The following is a 15808-nucleotide window of genomic DNA, read 5'->3' on the forward strand; positions in this document are numbered from 1 at the left end:
CGAATTCGCGGTAGGAAAGGCCGAACACGTCGCCGGTGAAGAACGAGCGGGACATCTCATCCCAGATGGCGATGTGGTGCTTGGCGTGTCCGGGCGTTTCCACGGCGACGAGCTTGCGGCCGCCAACGTCGACCTCGTGCTGGTCGTGCGCTTCGACCACCCGTTCCGCTGGCACAGGCACGAGCGTGCCATAGCTGCCCTCCATTTCGTCCGCGCCGTAGACAGCGGTCGCGCCGGCGACCAGCACCGAAGGATCGATCATGTGCCGCGCGCCGCGGGGATGTACCAGCAGCTTTGCGTTGGGCAGTTGCGCCAGCAGCTTGCCGGCGCCACCGGCGTGGTCCAGGTGCACATGGGTGAGGATCAACCAGTCAACGTCGCCGACGGTGAGTCCGGCACGGTCCAGCGCATCGATGAAGCGAGGCAGAGAATGATTGGTGCCGCTGTCGATGAAGGCGCCCCGGCCGCCATGGGTGACGAGGTAGGCCGCATCGAAGATGTCCCGGCAGAAGCCGGTGTCGATGGTATGGATGCCCTGCTCGTTGTTCATGCGTTCCCTCTCCTTAGACCCCGAGGGTAGCAAAGCGGGGGCGGTTGCGGTGTCAACCGCCCCATTGGCTGTTTACAGGGCCTCGAACACGCCCGCGGCGCCCATGCCGGTGCCGATGCACATGGTGACCATGCCGTACTTCTGCTTGCGGCGGCGCAGGCCGTGGATCAGCGTGGCGGCGCGGATTGCGCCGGTAGCGCCCAGCGGGTGGCCCAGGGCGATGGCGCCGCCGAGCGGGTTCACCTTGGCAGGATCCAGGCCCAGGTCGCCGATCACCGCCAATGCCTGAGCGGCGAAGGCCTCGTTCAGTTCGATCCAGTCCATCTGGTCTTGTGACAAGCCCGTCTGCTTCAGTGCACGCGGGATCGCTTCCTTCGGGCCGATGCCCATGATCTCCGGCGGCACGCCGGCCACGGCGAAGCCGACCAAGCGTGCCAGCGGGGTGAGGCCGTGGTCCTTGACGGCCTTTTCGCTGGCCAGCAGCAGGGCGCCGGCGCCATCGGACATCTGCGAGGAGTTGCCCGCCGTGACGGAACCTCCGAACTGGCCGTTGCGGAACACCGGTTTCAGCTTGCCCAGCACGTCCAGGCTTGTGTCCTTGCGGGGGCCTTCGTCCATGGTGATGATCCGGCGGTCCTCTTTGACGCTGCGGTTGGCAAGATCCGGATAGCGGTCGTCGAGCTGGAACGGGGTGATCTCGTCGTTGAACTCGCCGGCAGCCTGGGCAGCCAGTGCGCGCTGGTGGCTTTGCAGGGCGAAAGCATCCTGGTCTTCGCGGCTGACTTTCCAGCGCTCGGCCACCTTTTCAGCGGTGATGCCCATGCCGAAGGCGATAGCGCGGTCTTCGTCGTTCTCGAAGATGGCCGGGTTCATCGCGATCTTGTGACCCATCATCGGCACCATGCTCATGCTCTCGGTACCGCCGGCGAGCATCAGGTCGGCTTCGCCCAGGCGGATGCGGTCGGCAGCCATGGCGATGGCCTGCACGCCGGAGGAACAGAACCGGTTGATGGTGACGCCGGGTACGACGTCGGGCAGGCCTGCCAGCAGCACGCCAATGCGTGCCACGTTCATGCCTTGCTCGGCTTCGGGCATCGCGCAGCCGATCACGGCGTCGGCGATCAGCGCCGGGTCGATGCCCGGGGCCTGTTCGATCACGGCGCGGATCACGTGGGCGAGGAGGTCATCGGGGCGGGTGTTGCGGAAAACGCCGCGCGGCGCCTTGCCCACCGGTGTGCGGGTGGCGGCGACGATGTAGGCGTCCTGGACTTGCTTGCTCATGGTCTTATCCTGGATAAAAGGGGGAAGTCGTGGCGGCGTGCGCGAGGCGCATCAGTTCCGCAGCGGCTTGCCCGTCGTCATGGTGTGTGCGATGCGCGCCTGGGTCTTTTCCGTCTGCGCCAGGGCGACGAAATGCTTGCGCTCCAGCGCCAGCAGCCATGCCTCATCCACCGTCGAGCCGCGCTCGATTCGACCGCCGCATAGCGTGTCGGCTATCGCCGAGGCGATGTGGACGTCGTGCGGCGAAGCGAAGTAGCCTTCGGCGAGGTTGGCAAGCGAGGCCTTGAAGGTCGCCGTCCCGACGTCGCCGGCGACAGGGATGGCGCGACCCGGCATCGGCGGACGGTAGCCCGACTCAGCCAGGGCGATCGCCTGCTGCTTGGCCACGTACAGCAGTTCAAAGGCGTTGAACACCACCACGTCGTCGGGACGCAGCAGGCCCATCTGCTTGGCCTCGATCGCGCTGCCGGACACCTTCGCCATGGCAATCGTCTCGAATACTTTCTTCAACACTTCGAAGGGGTCTTCCGGCGACAGGCGTGCCGCGCGCACGGCCAGTTCCTTCAGGCCGCCACCGGCGGGCAACAGGCCCACGCCCGCCTCGACCAGGCCGATGTAGCTTTCAAGCGCCGCCACCGTACGGGCCGAGTGCATCTGGAATTCGCAGCCGCCCCCTAAGGCCAGGCCGCGCACGGCCGCCACCACCGGCACCAGCGAATACTTGATGCTCATGCTGGTGGCCTGGAAGTTGGACACCATGGCCTCGAACTGGGCGATCTTGTTTTCCTTGAGCAGCCCCAGCGCACCCTTGAGGTCCGCACCGGCCGAGAACGGCTCGCCGGTTTGCCACAGCACGGCCGCGCGCAGCTTCGCTTCTGCCTGGCGCACGGCTTCCTGCACGCCGTCGAGCACGAAGTCGTTCACGGTGTTCATCTTGGTTTTGAACGACACGATGCCGACATCGTCATTGCCAAGCGTCCACAGGCGTACGCCCTCGTTCTCCCATACGGTCGTGCCCTTGTCGGCCGACTCGCCCAGGATCGGGTCGGGGAACAGCTGGCGCTTGTACACCGGGTGCGTGGAACGGGGTTTGTCGGCCCCGGCACCGGCGGACCAGCTGCCATCCTTGCCATGTACACCCTTGCGGCCGTCGGTGACCCACGCCGGCAGCGGCGCGTTGCTCATGGTCTTGCCGGCCTTGATGTCTTCGTCGATCCACTGTGCCACCTGCTGCCAACCTGCGGCCTGCCAGGTCTCGAAGGGACCGAGCTTCCAACCGTAGCCCCAGCGGATGGCAAGGTCGACATCGCGCGCCGTTTCGGCGATGTCGCCCAGATGGTAGGCGCTGTAGTGGAAGAGGTCGCGGAAGGCCGACCACAGGAACTGCGCCTGCGGATCGTTCGATGCGCGCAGTTTGCCGAACTTCTCCGACGGGTCCTTGATGGCCAGGATGGCGGTCACTTCATCCGCCACCTTCGGTTCGCTCGGCACGTAATCCTGCTTGGCCGGATCCAGTACCACGATGTCCTTGCCGGCCTTGCGATAGAAGCCCGCGCCGGTCTTCTGGCCCAGTGCGCCCTTGGCGATCAGGGCCTCGAGCACGGCGGGTGCCTTGAAGTACGTGTGCCACGGGTCGTCGGGCAGGGTGTCGGCCATGGTCTTGATCACATGGGCCATGGTGTCCAGGCCCACGACATCCGCGGTGCGATAGGTAGCGCTCTTGGGGCGGCCCACGGCGGGACCGGTGAGGGCGTCGACCACGTCGAAACCGAGCTTGAACTTGTCGGTGTGGTACATCGTGGACAGCATCGAGAACACGCCGATGCGGTTGCCGATGAAGTTCGGGGTATCGCGCGCGTACACCACGCCCTTGCCCAGCGTGGTGGTAAGGAACGCCTCCAGGCCCTCGAGCACGCCCTTTTCGGTGAGCTTTGTCGGAATCAGCTCCACCAGGTGCATGTAGCGTGGCGGGTTGAAGAAATGCACGCCGGTGAAGCGGTGGCGCATTTCCTCAGGCAGCGCCGAGGCCAGTTCGTTGATCGACAGGCCCGAGGTGTTGCTGGCGAGCACCGCGGTGGCCGACACGTGGGGAGCGATCTTCTTATACAGATCAAGCTTCCAGTCCATCCGTTCGGCGATCGCCTCGATCACCAGGTCCACATCGGCCAGCAGGCCCAGGTGCTCGTCGTAATTGGCCGGGATGATGGCAGCGGCTACGTCCTTGCCGGCCAGCGGGGCCGGCGAGAGCTTCTTGAGGTTGTCGATGGCCTTGAGCGAAATGCCGCTCTTGGGCCCTTCCTTGGCGGCAAGGTCGAACAGTACGGTTTCGACGCCTGCGTTGGTCAGGTGCGCGGCGATCTGCGCGCCCATGACACCCGCGCCCAGCACGGCGGCCTTGCGGATGCGTAATGGTGTTGCGGTCATGGTGTTCTCCGGTGATGCGTTTTCAAGGCAAAGGCGGCAGGGGCGGAAGACTCAGCCCCGGGGCGCCGGATGGGGGGAGGGGGCCCGCAGGCCCGCGGCGGCAAAGTGCACCAGGTGGTCGGCCGCCTGCTCACGGTGGGCCTGTTCGGCCACTTCGTTCTTGCGCTGGATGATGCCGAAGTCGGCCATGGCGTAAGTGAGGGCGCCGGTGACGATGTCCAGCCGCCAGTAGAGTTCTTCCTTGCTCAAGGAAGGCAACAGGCGCTGGAACTCGGCGGCAAACTGGCGCAGGACGTGGCCGTAGTTCTCCGAGAGGAACCGGCGCAGGGTTTCATTGTGCTCGGCATAGGCCCGGGCCAGCACGCGGACGAAGGCTGCCCCGCCTCCGCCGGTGCGTGAAAGGTCCAGGGCGGGCCCGATATACGCTTCGAGCACGGCTTCAAGCGTAGTGTCCGGTTTCAGGGCAAGGCGCCCGAGGGCGCCCAGGCGGCGGGTATTGAGCTCGTCCAGGCGCCGGCGGAACACTTCCTCGATGAGCTTTTCCTTCGAGCCGAAGTGGTAGTTCACCGCTGCCAGGTTGACTTTTGCCGCCGCCGTGACCTGCCGCAGCGACGCCCCGGCGAAACCATGGGTGGCGAACAGGCTCTCCGCCGCTCCCAGGATGCGTTCCTTGGTAGAAAAGGGCGAGGAATTCATGGACCGATCCCGAGCGTTCGAATCAAACGATCGTTTGAGAATACGCCCGTGGCCCCATCTGGGTCAAACGTCATGGAACGGCCATGGAAACCCCTTGCGAATCAGCTAGAATCTGTCAACATTTCGTGAGCTAAGTACGTAATTACTTATGCATTTCGTTGCAAGCTACTGACATCCTTCCCTTAGGGGCTGGCTTAACTTTTTCCCCGGAGTACCCGTATGGCGCTGGAGCGCACCCTTTCCATCATCAAGCCCGACGCCGTCGCCAAGAACGTCATCGGCGAAATCTATGCCCGTTTCGAGAAAGCCGGCCTGAAGATCGTGGCCGCCAAGTTCAAGCAGCTCTCGCGCGCCGAAGCTGAAGGTTTCTACGCTGTGCACGCTGAGCGTCCGTTCTTCAAGGCATTGGTCGACTTCATGATCTCCGGCCCGGTGATGATCACCGCGCTCGAAGGTGAGGGCGCGATCCTGAAGCACCGCGACCTCATGGGCGCAACCGATCCGAAGAAGGCCGACGCCGGCACCATCCGCGCCGACTTCGCCGATTCGATCGACGCCAATGCCGTACACGGTTCGGACGCTGTTGATACCGCCAAAGTGGAGATCGCTTACTTCTTCGCTTCGACGGAAGTCCTTTCCCGCTGAGTATCGACGTGACCGACCAAGGCAAAGTCAATCTGCTCGACTTCGATCGCCAGGGCTTGCGTGATTTCTTCGCGCAACTGGGCGAGAAGCCGTATCGCGCCGAGCAGGTGATGAAGTGGATCTACCACCACCTTGAAAGCGACTTCGGCAACATGACCGACGTCGGCAAGGCGCTGCGCGCCAAGCTCGAGGAAGCCTGCTACATCGGTCCGCCGAACACCCTGCTGGACAAGGCAGCCATCGACGGCACGCACAAGTGGCTGCTGGGCATGGATGGCGGCAATGCAGTGGAAACTGTCTATATTCCAGAGCCCACGCGAGGCACGCTATGCGTGTCCTCGCAGGTCGGTTGTGGCCTCAATTGCCAGTTCTGCTCCACCGCCACCCAGGGCTTCAACCGCAACCTTTCCACCGCCGAGATCATCGGTCAGGTGTGGGTGGCGGCAAAGCACCTGGGCAACGTTCCGCACCAGCAGCGCCGCATCACCAACGTGGTGATGATGGGCATGGGCGAACCGTTGTTGAATTTCGACAACGTGGTGGCGGCGATGAGCCTGATGCGCGACGACCTGGGCTTTGGCCTTGCGTCCAAGCGCGTCACCTTGTCCACCGCGGGCCTGGTGCCGATGATCGACAAGCTCTCGGCGGTAAGCGACGTATCGCTGGCGGTGTCGCTGCATGCCGCCAACGACGAGCTTCGCACCGAACTGGTACCGCTGAACAAGCGTTACCCGATCGCCGAGCTTGCCGCTGCATGCGAGCGCTACATCGCCCGCAAGCCGCGCACGCACATCACCTTCGAATACACCCTGATGAAGGGCGTGAACGACCAGCCCGAGCACGCTCGCCAGCTGATCAAGTTCATGCGCCGGCTGCCGGGCCACAACAAGGTGAACCTGATTCCGTTCAATCCGTTCCCGGGTACGCGTTTTGAGCGTTCCGGGCCGGATGCGATCCACAATTTCCAGACGCAGCTGCTCAGTGCCAACGTGCTGACGATGCTGCGCCGTACCCGCGGCGACGACATCGACGCCGCCTGTGGGCAGTTGAAGGGACAGGTAATGGACCGCACCCGCCGGCAGGCGGAGTTTCGCAAGCGTCTGGAAGACGGGGTCAACCATGCTGCGTAAGTGTTCATGGCTGTTGGGCGCAACGATGCTGCTGGCCGCGTGCCACTCGCAGCCGAAGCCGCCGCCGGTGCCGAAAGACGCCTTGAACGCCGATCATCTGAATCTTAAGCAGAGCACCAAGGAAGACCGTGCCCTGGAAGGCGCGCGCATCCATACCGAGCTCGGCCAGCAGTACATGCAGAACGGCCAGCTCCAGGATGCGATGGAGAAGCTGACCAAGGCGCTGCAGTTCAGCGACAAGTACGCCCCGGCGCACACGGTGATCGCGGTGCTCTACGAGCGCATCGGCGACGACGCCAACGCTGCCATCCACTACAAGCGCGCCGTGGAACTGGAGCCGAAGAAGGGCGCCCCGAACAACAACTACGGCGTCTTCCTGTGCAAGTCGGGCAAGGCCGCCGAGGCCCAGGTCTACTTCGACCGGGCGGTAGTTGATCCCTATTACGACACGCCGGACGTGGCCCTGACCAACGCAGGCACGTGCCAGCTCAAGTCCAACCAGTACGACACCGCGGAGATCGATTTCCGCAAGGCGCTGGCACGCAACGCCCGCAACAACGAGGCGCTGTATCAGCTGGCACATGTGCTGTACCTTAAGAACGATGCGTTCCGCGCCCGCGCTTTCCTGCAGCGATATGAAGCTTCAGGCCAGAGCAGCCCGGATGCATTGAAGCTCGGTCACGACATCGAGCTCCGTCTGGGCAATGGCGAGGGTGCCCAGGACTACATCAGGCGGCTACGCACACAGTTCCCGGATTCGGAACAGGCGCGCGCCACGGACGCGACAGCACGTCAATGAACACGAAAAAGCCCAATATGAACGGTAGCCAGGATCACGAAGACCTGTTCCGTGCCGATGCCGCGGGGGCGGCAGACGGCGAGACGGCACCGGAGACGCCTGTGGAGGCCGTCCCGGACGTGCCTGCCGTGGCGGAGCATCGCTTTGAGGAATCGGTGGTTTTTGCCCCCCGCTTCGGCGACCGCCTCCGCGCGGCGCGCGAGGCACGGGGCCTGGACATCGAGGCCTGCACCCATCAACTACGCTTGCCATCGCGGCTGCTGCGCCAGCTCGAGGCCGGCGAATACGGTGGCATCGACTACCAGGTGTACCTGGCAGGCTACCTCAGCAAGTACGGCCGTTTCCTGGGCGTGGACGAAACCGCCATCGCCGAGGAAGTCGAACGCACGAAATCGAAGCAGCCGACCCTGGTGGTCACCGGCGGCATCTCGCATTCGCGCTACCTGCTCGATCGTTACATGACGGCAGCCCAATACGTGGTGCTCACGGCCGTCATCGTGGTACCGCTGATCTGGTTCGGCGTGCGCGGTACGTTCGACCGCGATCTCGCTCGCCTGGCGCCACTGGACGCGTCGCCCGTGGCGCAGCAGGACACCGCGCCGGCCACGTCCAGCACCAGCGCCGGGACCAAGGCCGTCGCCGCGGTAGCAGTCGCCCGGCCGCCGGCACCCACGCCGGTGGACGACCAGCAGCCGTTGCTGGCCTCCATGGCGATTTTCCCGAACATGGACAACCGCGTCGCCGCGGCCAAGGTGGATGTCCCCGCCGCCGATACCACCAGTGCGGCGGGGCAGGGCAGCCATACCCTTTCGCTCACCGTGCCTTCGGCCAGCTGGGTCGAGGTACTTGCAGCCGATGGCTCGCGGCTTGAGTACGGCATGCTGCCGGCAGGCACCACGCGAAGCTACCGCAGCGACGGCAACATGGACGTGCGCATCGGCAACGCCACCGGCGCCCAGGCCACGGTCGACGGCAAGCCGGTGGCCCTGGACGGCTTCCGCCGGGCCAACGTGGCCCGTTTCAAGGTGGATGTCCGTGATGGCCAGGCCCAGGCAGTGGGCGGCACTCCGCCGGCACCGACCAACAACTGATCCCTTGCGCGCGGCCCCCGGCCGCGTCACCGGCTTTTAAGGTATCCTTATTCATTCACCCGGCCGGACGCGCTTTTCGCGCATCCGGCGGGTATTCCTGCCCGCCACGTCGGGCGCGCGGGGCTTCGAACTGTCCCCTCCACGGTGCATGCATGTCTTTCGATTCATACGACGACTACGAACAGGGTGAACGCATCCAGCAGTGGCTGCGTCAGAACGGCGTCTCCATCATCGTCGGCATTGTCCTGGGCCTGTTGCTGATCTTCGGCTACCAGAAGTGGAAGAGCCACCGCGCCGACCATGAAGCGGAAGCGGCCACTCTGTATGAACAGGTTCAGGTGGCCCTGGCAACCAACAAGTCCGCCGAGGCCGATGCCGGCATCGACCGCCTGCAAACACAATTCACCGATACCACCTACGCCGTGTTCGCGTCCGCCGACCGCGCCCGGGTGGCGGCCGAAGCCAACCAGCTCGACAAGGCCCAGGTGGCCCTCGACTGGGCCCAGGCGCACGCCACCGACGATGCGGTGAAGGGCCTGGTGCAACTGCGCGCGGCCCAGGTTCGCCTGGCTGCCGGCCACGCCGACCAGGCAATTTCCACTCTCGATACGATGCCCAAGGGCGCCTACATTTCCCTTGTGCAGGAACTACGCGGCGATGCGCTGGTCAAGCTTGGACGCATCGAGGAGGCCCGCAAGGCCTACCAGGCTGCGATGGCCTCGATGGACGACAGCGCGCCGCAACGCGGCGTGGTGAAACTGAAGATTGACGATCTGGCCGCGGCCGGAAAGCAGGGTGCATGAAACGGTTCCTCTTAGTGGCTGCTCTGGCGTCCGTCGCCGTCCTGGCCGGTTGCCATAACGCCAAGAAAGAAAACATCGAACCGCCGACCAAGCTCACCGAGCTCACACCCACGCTCAAGGTCGAGCGGTTGTGGAAGTCGAGCGTGGGCGATGGCGCGGTGAAGACAGGCGTGCGCCTGCAGCCTGAAGTGGTCGATGGCGTGCTTTATGCCGCCAGTGCCGATGGCGACCTCATCGCCATCGATGCCAATACCGGCAAAACCGTGTGGCGGCAGAAGTCGCGCACCCACGGCTGGTTCGGCTGGGGCGACAAGAAGCGTCCGGACGCCTTCATGGCGGGCGGTCCCACGGTGGCGGGCGACCTGCTGGTGGTCGGCACGCTCGACGGCCACGTCTACGGCCTGGGTGCGAAGGACGGTGCCAAGCGCTGGACGGCCGAGGTCACCGCCGAGGTGATCACTGCACCTGCCATCGTCGGCAACCTGGTCGTGGTGCGCACCGCCGACGGCCGCCTGTACGGCCTGGACTCGGCCACGGGCGAGCGCCGCTGGGCCTACGACCAGACCGCCGTGCCTACCTTGAGCCTGCGTGGCAACGGCCCGCTGCTGGTGGCCAACGGCGTGGTGTTCTTTGGCAGCGACAACGGCAAGCTGGTGGCGCTACGCATGGACAACGGCGAGAAGCTCTGGGAACAGGGCCTGTCCAGCGGTGAAGGCCGTACCGAGATCGATCGCCTGAACGACGCCGACGGCGCCGTGGTGCTCGACGGCAGCACGCTATTCGCGGCGGCCTATCACGGCCAGCTCAGCGCGGTGGACGGCCCCAGCGGCCGCCCGCTATGGAACCGCCCGTTCTCCAGCTATACCTCGATCGACGTGCATGGCAACGCCGTGTACGGCGTGGATGAACAATCCAATCTCTGGGCCTTCGACAAGAGCGGCGGCGCGGACATGTGGAAGCAGGATGCGCTGAAGTACCGCTGGCTCACCGGCCCCGCCGCGCAGGGCGAATACATCGTCGTGGGCGACCTTGAAGGCTACGTGCACTGGCTCGCTAGCGCCGACGGCAAACTCGTTGCGCGCGAGCGCCTGTCGAAGAAGGCCATCCGTTCGCAGCCGGTCGTCGTTGGCAACACCGTCTACGTGGAAGATGTCGAGGGTCATATCGGCGCCTATCGCATCGCCGCACCTTAAGATCCTTTCGGAAACGCGCCGCCATGTTGCCTGTCGTTGCCCTGGTCGGCCGCCCGAACGTTGGTAAGTCGACTCTTTTCAATGCACTCACGCGTAGCCGTGATGCCCTCGTGGCGGACATGCCGGGTGTTACCCGCGACCGCCACTACGGCGTCTGCCGGCTGGGCGAGCGTTCGTTCGTGCTGGTGGATACCGGCGGCCTGTCCGGCCGCGACGAGGGCATCGAGGGCCTGACGGCGCAGCAGGTGCGCCTGGCCGTGGCCGAGGCCAACGTGCTGGTTTTCGTGGTCGACGCGCGCGATGGCCTGCTACCGCAGGACGCCGCCATCCTCGATGAGCTTCGCCGCTCGGGGAAGCCGGTGATCGTGGGCGTGAACAAGACCGACGGCGTGGACGAACCCAGCGCCCTGGCCGAGTTCTCGCGCTTTGGCGTAACCCACACCATGCCGTTGTCGGCCGCGCACGGGCGAGGCGTGGATGCCCTCGTCGCCGCCACGCTGCCGATGTTGCCGCCCGACCAGGACGATACGGACCCCGGCCTCTCCGACGAGGGCATCCGCGTCACCATCGCCGGCCGCCCCAACGCCGGCAAGTCCACCCTGATCAACCGTCTGCTGGGCGAAGACCGCCTGATCGTCTCCGAAGTGGCCGGCACCACCCGCGATCCCATCCGTGTACCGCTCGAACGCGATGGCAAGCTGTTCACCCTGATCGATACCGCCGGCGTCCGCCGCCGTGCCCGCGTCGAAGAAGCGGTCGAGAAGTTCAGCGTTATCAAAACGTTGCAAAGTATTGCTGCGTCCCAGGTGACGGTGATCCTGATCGACGCCCGCGAGAACCTTGCCGACCAGGACCTCACCCTGATCGGCCACGCCATCGAGGAAGGCCGCGCGCTGGTGATCTGCGTGAACAAGTGGGACGACATGGACGACTACGCGCGCGAGCAATGCAAGCGTGCCCTGGAGCGCCGCCTGTCGTTCGTGGAGTGGGCCAAGACGGTGTTCATCTCCGCGCTTCACGGCTCGGGCCTGCGCGAGCTGATGCGGGCCGTGGTGCGCGCCCACGCCGCCGCCACGCGCCAACTCACCTCCAGCGATCTCACCCGTACGCTCGAGCAGGCCTACGAGGGCTACCAGCCGCCGCTGGTCCGCGGCCATGCGCCCAAGCTTCGCTATGCCCATCCGGGCGGTTCCAACCCGCCCACGATCGTGATCCACGGCAGCCGTACCAAGCACATCGCCCCGGCCTACCGCCGCTACCTTGAAGGCTTCTTCCGCAAGCGCTACAAGCTGGAAGGAACACCCGTGCGTATCGATTTCAAGGATGGCGAAAACCCTTTCGCCGGCAAGAAGAACGTTCTTACCGACAGCCAGAAACAAAAGCGCCAGCGGATGATCCGCAACGCCAAGCGCCGCGAGAAGTAACCCTCCGGAGACACCATGAGCCACCTGCCATCGTCGCCCGCCGAGCCGCGCAAGGACGTGCGCGAGGTGACGCCGGCCGAGGCCCGGGTTCGGCAGGGGCAGGGCGCGGTGCTGCTGGATGTACGCGAAGACGACGAACGCGCATCGGTGGCTGAAGGATCCCTGGGTGTTCCACGGGGACTTCTTCCGACGCGTGCGGCGACGCTGGTACCCAATCTGGCTACTCCGGTCCTGCTGATTTGCGGCAGCGGCGTTCGCTCGCGCCTGGCCGCGGCCACGATGCTCGACATGGGTTACCGGGATGTCGCATCCGTCGCCGGTGGCCTCGCTCGCTGGAGCGCGGAGGGCCTGCCACGGGCCGCGGGGCTGCTCGACACCGACGCCGCCGATCGCTACGCCAGGCAGTTGATCTTGCCGCAGGTGGGCGTCGCCGGACAGGCGCGCCTGGCGGCCTCAAAGGTGGCCATCATCGGTGCCGGCGGGCTTGGGGCGCCGGCCATGCTCTACCTCACCGGCGCAGGCGTGGGCCATCTCACCCTGATCGATGACGACCGCGTGGAACGCAGCAATCTGCACCGCCAGGTGGTGCACGCCGATAGTCGCATCGGCATGGCCAAGGTTGAATCTGCGCGTGCGCAATTGCTTGACCTGAATCCGTCGATTTCCGTCACGGCGAGGGCTGAGCGGCTGCAGGCAGCCAACGTTCAGAGCCTGATCGAAGGCCACGATGTCGTGCTCGATGGCGCGGACAATTTTTCCGTGCGTTATCTGCTCGCCGCAGCGACCTTGCGATTGAAGATCCCGCTGGTCTACGGAGCGGTGGAACGGTTTTCAGGCCAGGTAAGCGTGTTCGACCCGCGCCGTGACGACAGCCCCTGTTACCGCTGCCTGTTTCCCCAGCCGCCCGCAGCGGGCGACGCTCCCAACTGCAGCGAGGCGGGTGTCCTGGGCGTACTGCCGGGCATGATCGGCCTGTTGCAGGCCACCGAGGTGCTGAAGCTCCTGCTTGGCATCGGCGAACCGCTGGTGGGCCGGTTGCTCACCTACGACGCCCTTGCCATGCGCTTTCGCCAGATCCTCTTGCCACGCGATCGGGCGTGTCCGGGCTGTGGCGTCGATGCACGCTTTACCGGTTACGGCGACGTCGAAGCCTTCTGCGTCCATACCACGACGTAGTCGATGGTGAACGGATGGCCGGGTTCTGTTGCATCGATCGGGGTGCTCCGTCCGGATAGCTGGTCGGGGAAATGACCGCCGACGGCGACGTTCAGCACGATCAAAAAACCCTGGTGTGCCGCGAAGCTCTGCCAGGTATTGGCCGGCAGCATCGTTTGATCGACCTGATGGAACACTTCTCCATCGATGTACCAGCGCAACTGCTCAGGCTGGGTACTGCGATCCCACTCGAAGGTATAGATGTGGAAATCGGCCTGGCAGCTCACCTTCGGACAAGGCTGGTTGGCGGCGATGCCACTCATCTCGTTGCAGGGACCGGCAGGACGCACGCCGCAATGCAAGACGCCCCAATGGCGATCCAGGCCGTTGACGTTTTCCATGATGTCGAACTCACCGCCGCCGGGCCACAGCGGCGCCGAGGCCCCCGGGAGCATCCAGAAAGCAGGCCAGTAGCCCAGCGCCGCGTCGCCAGCCACCTGGGGCAGCCGCAGGCGCGCCTGGACGCGCATCACGCCGTGTTCGGGCGCCTTGAAGGTTTCATTGAGGGTCTGGATGCGCGCGGAGGTCCAGTTTCCCCTCGCATCGCGCAAGGGAATGATCAGCAGGTTCCCTTCGCCGTCGAAGCGGATGTTGTCCGGTGCTTCGGTGTAGGTCTCCACTTCGTCGTTGCCCCAACCCAAGGGTCCACCGGGCCACGCACGGCCGAGGTTGTAGTCCCAGGTCAGGCGCGAAGGCTGTTCGCCCGCGGCGCCATTGAAGTCGTCCATGAACACCTGCTGCCAGCCTGCCGGGGTGGGCGGGGCGGCGGCCCGGACGCTGGTTGGAAACGTGCTCGCCGCGGCGATGGTTATCACCGCGAGCAGGGTCCGGAGGATTCGGAATAGCCGCAAGGGCCGGCCCTGGCTCATGGTGTTGACGTCCTGCTGCGCGCTGCTTTGCGGTGCCCCACCTTAAGGAGCAAGAGTCCAACCCGCAATACGCCGGTATTTGCGATAATGGCCGACTCTCCCGCACGACCAGGCCCATGACCGCACGCATCCTCGACGGCAAGCGCATCGCCCAGGAGCTGCTCGACCATATCGGCCGGCGCGTCGCCCGCCGCGTGGCCGATGGCCGCCCCGCACCCGGCCTTGCCGTGGTGATGGTGGGCGAGGATCCCGCCTCCGCGGTGTACGTGCGAAACAAGCGGAAGGCCTGCCTGCAGATCGGCTTCCATTCCTTCGCCTATGACCTTCCCGCCGATACGACGCAGGAAGAAGTCATCACCCTCATCGACAACCTCAACGCCGATCCGTCCGTCCACGGCATCCTGGTGCAGTCGCCGTTGCCGCGGCATATCGACGAAGACGCCCTGGTCGACCGCATCGATCCGGGCAAGGATGTCGATGGTTTCCAGGCCGTGAACGTAGGCCGCCTGGCCCTGCGCCGCTTCGGCCTGCGCCCGTGCACGCCGCGCGGCGTGATGACCCTGCTGGGCCATACCGACCGCCCCGTGCGCGGCCGCCACGCGGTGATCGTGGGTGTATCGAACCACGTGGGCCGCCCGCTGGGCCTGGAGCTCTTGATCGCCGGCTGCACCACTACCAGTTGCCACAAGTTCACGCAGGGGCTGGCCGATTTCGTCGGCCAGGCCGATATCCTGGTGGTGGCCGCCGGCAAGCCGGGGCTGGTGAAGGGCGAATGGATCAAGGAAGGCGCGGTGGTGATCGACGTGGGCATCAACCGCCTGGAAGACGGCCGCCTGGTGGGCGACGTGGAGTTCGAGCCGGCCTCCCGCCGCGCCTCGTGGATCACGCCCGTACCCGGTGGCGTGGGGCCGATGACCGTCGCCACGCTGATGGAAAACACCCTGGAAGCGGCCGAAGCCCGGGACGGGACAGGCGCCACGCCGCTCTCGTGACGCACTGCGGCATGCGGGGCCGCGATATCGTATAATGGCGTGATTTACTCGCGGGAACACTCGCCATGCGCATCCTCGCCGAGGCTCTCACCTACGACGACGTCTATCTGGTACCCGGTCATTCCACGACCATGCCGCGCGACGTGGACACCTCCACGCGCTTCACCCGCGGCCTTCGCCTGGCCATTCCCATCGTCTCGGCTGCCATGGATACGGTCACCGAAGCACGGCTGGCCATCACCATGGCGCAGAACGGCGGTATCGGCATCATCCACAAGAACCTCTCGTGGGAGCAGCAGGCCGCCGAAGTACGCCTTGTGAAGAAGTTCGAGGCCGGCGTCATCCGCAACCCGATCACGGTGGGCCCGAACACCTCCATCCGTGACGTGATCGCGCTCACCCGCAAGCACAACATCTCCGGTGTGCCGGTGGTCGACGGTGAAAAACTGGTCGGCATCGTCACCAGCCGCGACCTGCGCTTCGAGCGCAAGCACGACGATCCGGTGCGCAACATCATGACCCGCGAAGGGCGCCTGGTGACCGGACGCGAAGGTGAAGACCACCAGGTCGTGCTGGAACTGCTCCATCGCCACCGCATCGAGAAAGTGCTGGTGGTGAATGACGACTTCCAGCTTCGCGGCCTGATCACCGTGAAGGACATCCAGAAGGCGTCGGACAATCCCAACGCCGCCAAGG

The 15808-nt window shown here is 65.3% G+C and carries 15 protein-coding genes; 10 read left to right on the plus strand and 5 right to left on the minus strand.

Annotated elements, in window-relative coordinates; translation table 11 throughout:
* From VK519_RS09840 to VK519_RS09855, 4 genes are all read right to left on the minus strand, one after another.
* The coding region (locus VK519_RS09840) for an MBL fold metallo-hydrolase (RefSeq protein ID WP_324349389.1) at positions 1 to 550 on the minus strand (550 nt) is incomplete at its 3' end.
* A 72-nt stretch (positions 551 to 622) separates the two neighbouring features.
* The gene (locus VK519_RS09845; RefSeq protein WP_324349391.1) at positions 623 to 1831 is read right to left on the minus strand and encodes an acetyl-CoA C-acyltransferase; all 1209 of its coding nucleotides are present in this window, start codon (positions 1829 to 1831) and stop codon (positions 623 to 625) included.
* Between the two features lie 51 nt (positions 1832 to 1882).
* Entirely contained in the window at positions 1883 to 4255 is a 2373-nt protein-coding gene (locus tag VK519_RS09850) for a 3-hydroxyacyl-CoA dehydrogenase/enoyl-CoA hydratase family protein (protein ID WP_324349393.1), read from the minus strand.
* 51 nt (positions 4256 to 4306) lie between these two features.
* Complete coding sequence (locus VK519_RS09855; protein WP_324349395.1) at positions 4307 to 4951, minus strand: TetR/AcrR family transcriptional regulator; 645 nt, start codon at positions 4949 to 4951, stop codon at positions 4307 to 4309.
* 219 nt (positions 4952 to 5170) lie between these two features.
* Between VK519_RS09855 and ndk the strand changes: the two genes are divergently transcribed.
* The 8 genes from ndk (at position 5171) to moeB (ending at position 13212) form a co-directional block, all read left to right on the plus strand.
* The gene (ndk, locus tag VK519_RS09860; protein WP_250622799.1) at positions 5171 to 5596 is read left to right on the plus strand and encodes a nucleoside-diphosphate kinase; all 426 of its coding nucleotides are present in this window, start codon (positions 5171 to 5173) and stop codon (positions 5594 to 5596) included.
* Positions 5593 to 6726, plus strand: a complete 1134-nt coding sequence (gene rlmN, locus VK519_RS09865; RefSeq protein ID WP_414692726.1) for a dual-specificity RNA methyltransferase RlmN — start codon at positions 5593 to 5595, stop codon at positions 6724 to 6726. Before ndk ends, rlmN begins: the two co-directional genes overlap by 4 nt.
* Complete coding sequence (gene pilW / locus VK519_RS09870) at positions 6716 to 7525, plus strand: type IV pilus biogenesis/stability protein PilW (RefSeq protein WP_324349399.1); 810 nt, start codon at positions 6716 to 6718, stop codon at positions 7523 to 7525. The genes rlmN and pilW overlap by 11 nt, the downstream gene beginning before the upstream one ends.
* A gap of 17 nt (positions 7526 to 7542) precedes the next feature.
* Positions 7543 to 8616 carry a helix-turn-helix domain-containing protein gene (locus VK519_RS09875; protein ID WP_324349402.1) on the plus strand — a complete coding sequence of 358 codons (1074 nt, stop codon included), beginning with the start codon at positions 7543 to 7545 and terminating at the stop codon, positions 8614 to 8616.
* Between the two features lie 152 nt (positions 8617 to 8768).
* Positions 8769 to 9419, plus strand: coding sequence for a YfgM family protein (locus tag VK519_RS09880; protein ID WP_324349404.1), 651 nt, complete (start codon positions 8769 to 8771; stop codon positions 9417 to 9419).
* Positions 9416 to 10612, plus strand: coding sequence for an outer membrane protein assembly factor BamB (bamB, locus tag VK519_RS09885; protein WP_324349406.1), 1197 nt, complete (start codon positions 9416 to 9418; stop codon positions 10610 to 10612). The genes VK519_RS09880 and bamB overlap by 4 nt, the downstream gene beginning before the upstream one ends.
* A 23-nt stretch (positions 10613 to 10635) precedes the next feature.
* Positions 10636 to 12036: a ribosome biogenesis GTPase Der gene (gene der / locus VK519_RS09890; RefSeq protein WP_324349408.1), complete on the plus strand. Its 1401-nt coding sequence runs from the start codon at positions 10636 to 10638 to the stop codon at positions 12034 to 12036.
* Positions 12037 to 12051: 15 nt separating this feature from the next.
* Positions 12052 to 13212 carry a molybdopterin-synthase adenylyltransferase MoeB gene (gene moeB, locus VK519_RS09895; RefSeq protein ID WP_324349410.1) on the plus strand — a complete coding sequence of 387 codons (1161 nt, stop codon included), beginning with the start codon at positions 12052 to 12054 and terminating at the stop codon, positions 13210 to 13212.
* On the opposite strand, the gene VK519_RS09900 is transcribed toward moeB, so the two are convergent.
* Positions 13170 to 14120 (minus strand): family 16 glycosylhydrolase, encoded by a 951-nt coding sequence (locus VK519_RS09900; protein ID WP_324349412.1) that lies wholly within the window; start codon positions 14118 to 14120, stop codon positions 13170 to 13172. The two genes, moeB and VK519_RS09900, sit on opposite strands and share 43 nt — an antisense overlap.
* Before the next feature lie 116 nt (positions 14121 to 14236).
* Here VK519_RS09900 and folD point away from each other — a divergent pair, with 116 nt between their 5' ends.
* Together folD and VK519_RS09910 are read left to right on the plus strand one after the other, a co-directional pair.
* A complete protein-coding gene (gene folD / locus VK519_RS09905; RefSeq protein ID WP_324349414.1) occupies positions 14237 to 15112 on the plus strand; it encodes a bifunctional methylenetetrahydrofolate dehydrogenase/methenyltetrahydrofolate cyclohydrolase FolD in 876 nt (291 codons plus the stop codon).
* Positions 15113 to 15177: 65 nt separating this feature from the next.
* The coding region (locus VK519_RS09910; RefSeq protein WP_324349416.1) for an IMP dehydrogenase at positions 15178 to 15808 on the plus strand (631 nt) is incomplete at its 3' end.

This window comes from Pinirhizobacter sp., from assembly GCF_035317885.1.
Lineage (GTDB): Bacteria > Pseudomonadota > Gammaproteobacteria > Xanthomonadales > Rhodanobacteraceae > Pinirhizobacter.

Bases quoted from the DNA above. Each gene is read 5' to 3' on its own strand.
- VK519_RS09845 (WP_324349391.1), bottom strand. From the start codon at position 1,831: ATGAGCAAGCAAGTCCAGGACGCCTACATCGTCGCCGCCACCCGCACA.
- VK519_RS09850 (WP_324349393.1), bottom strand. From the start codon at position 4,255: ATGACCGCAACACCATTACGCATCCGCAAGGCCGCCGTGCTGGGCGCG.
- VK519_RS09855 (WP_324349395.1), bottom strand. From the start codon at position 4,951: ATGAATTCCTCGCCCTTTTCTACCAAGGAACGCATCCTGGGAGCGGCG.
- ndk (WP_250622799.1), top strand. From the start codon at position 5,171: ATGGCGCTGGAGCGCACCCTTTCCATCATCAAGCCCGACGCCGTCGCC.
- pilW (WP_324349399.1), top strand. From the start codon at position 6,716: ATGCTGCGTAAGTGTTCATGGCTGTTGGGCGCAACGATGCTGCTGGCC.
- VK519_RS09875 (WP_324349402.1), top strand. From the start codon at position 7,543: ATGAACGGTAGCCAGGATCACGAAGACCTGTTCCGTGCCGATGCCGCG.
- VK519_RS09880 (WP_324349404.1), top strand. From the start codon at position 8,769: ATGTCTTTCGATTCATACGACGACTACGAACAGGGTGAACGCATCCAG.
- bamB (WP_324349406.1), top strand. From the start codon at position 9,416: ATGAAACGGTTCCTCTTAGTGGCTGCTCTGGCGTCCGTCGCCGTCCTG.
- der (WP_324349408.1), top strand. From the start codon at position 10,636: ATGTTGCCTGTCGTTGCCCTGGTCGGCCGCCCGAACGTTGGTAAGTCG.
- moeB (WP_324349410.1), top strand. From the start codon at position 12,052: ATGAGCCACCTGCCATCGTCGCCCGCCGAGCCGCGCAAGGACGTGCGC.
- VK519_RS09900 (WP_324349412.1), bottom strand. From the start codon at position 14,120: ATGAGCCAGGGCCGGCCCTTGCGGCTATTCCGAATCCTCCGGACCCTG.
- folD (WP_324349414.1), top strand. From the start codon at position 14,237: ATGACCGCACGCATCCTCGACGGCAAGCGCATCGCCCAGGAGCTGCTC.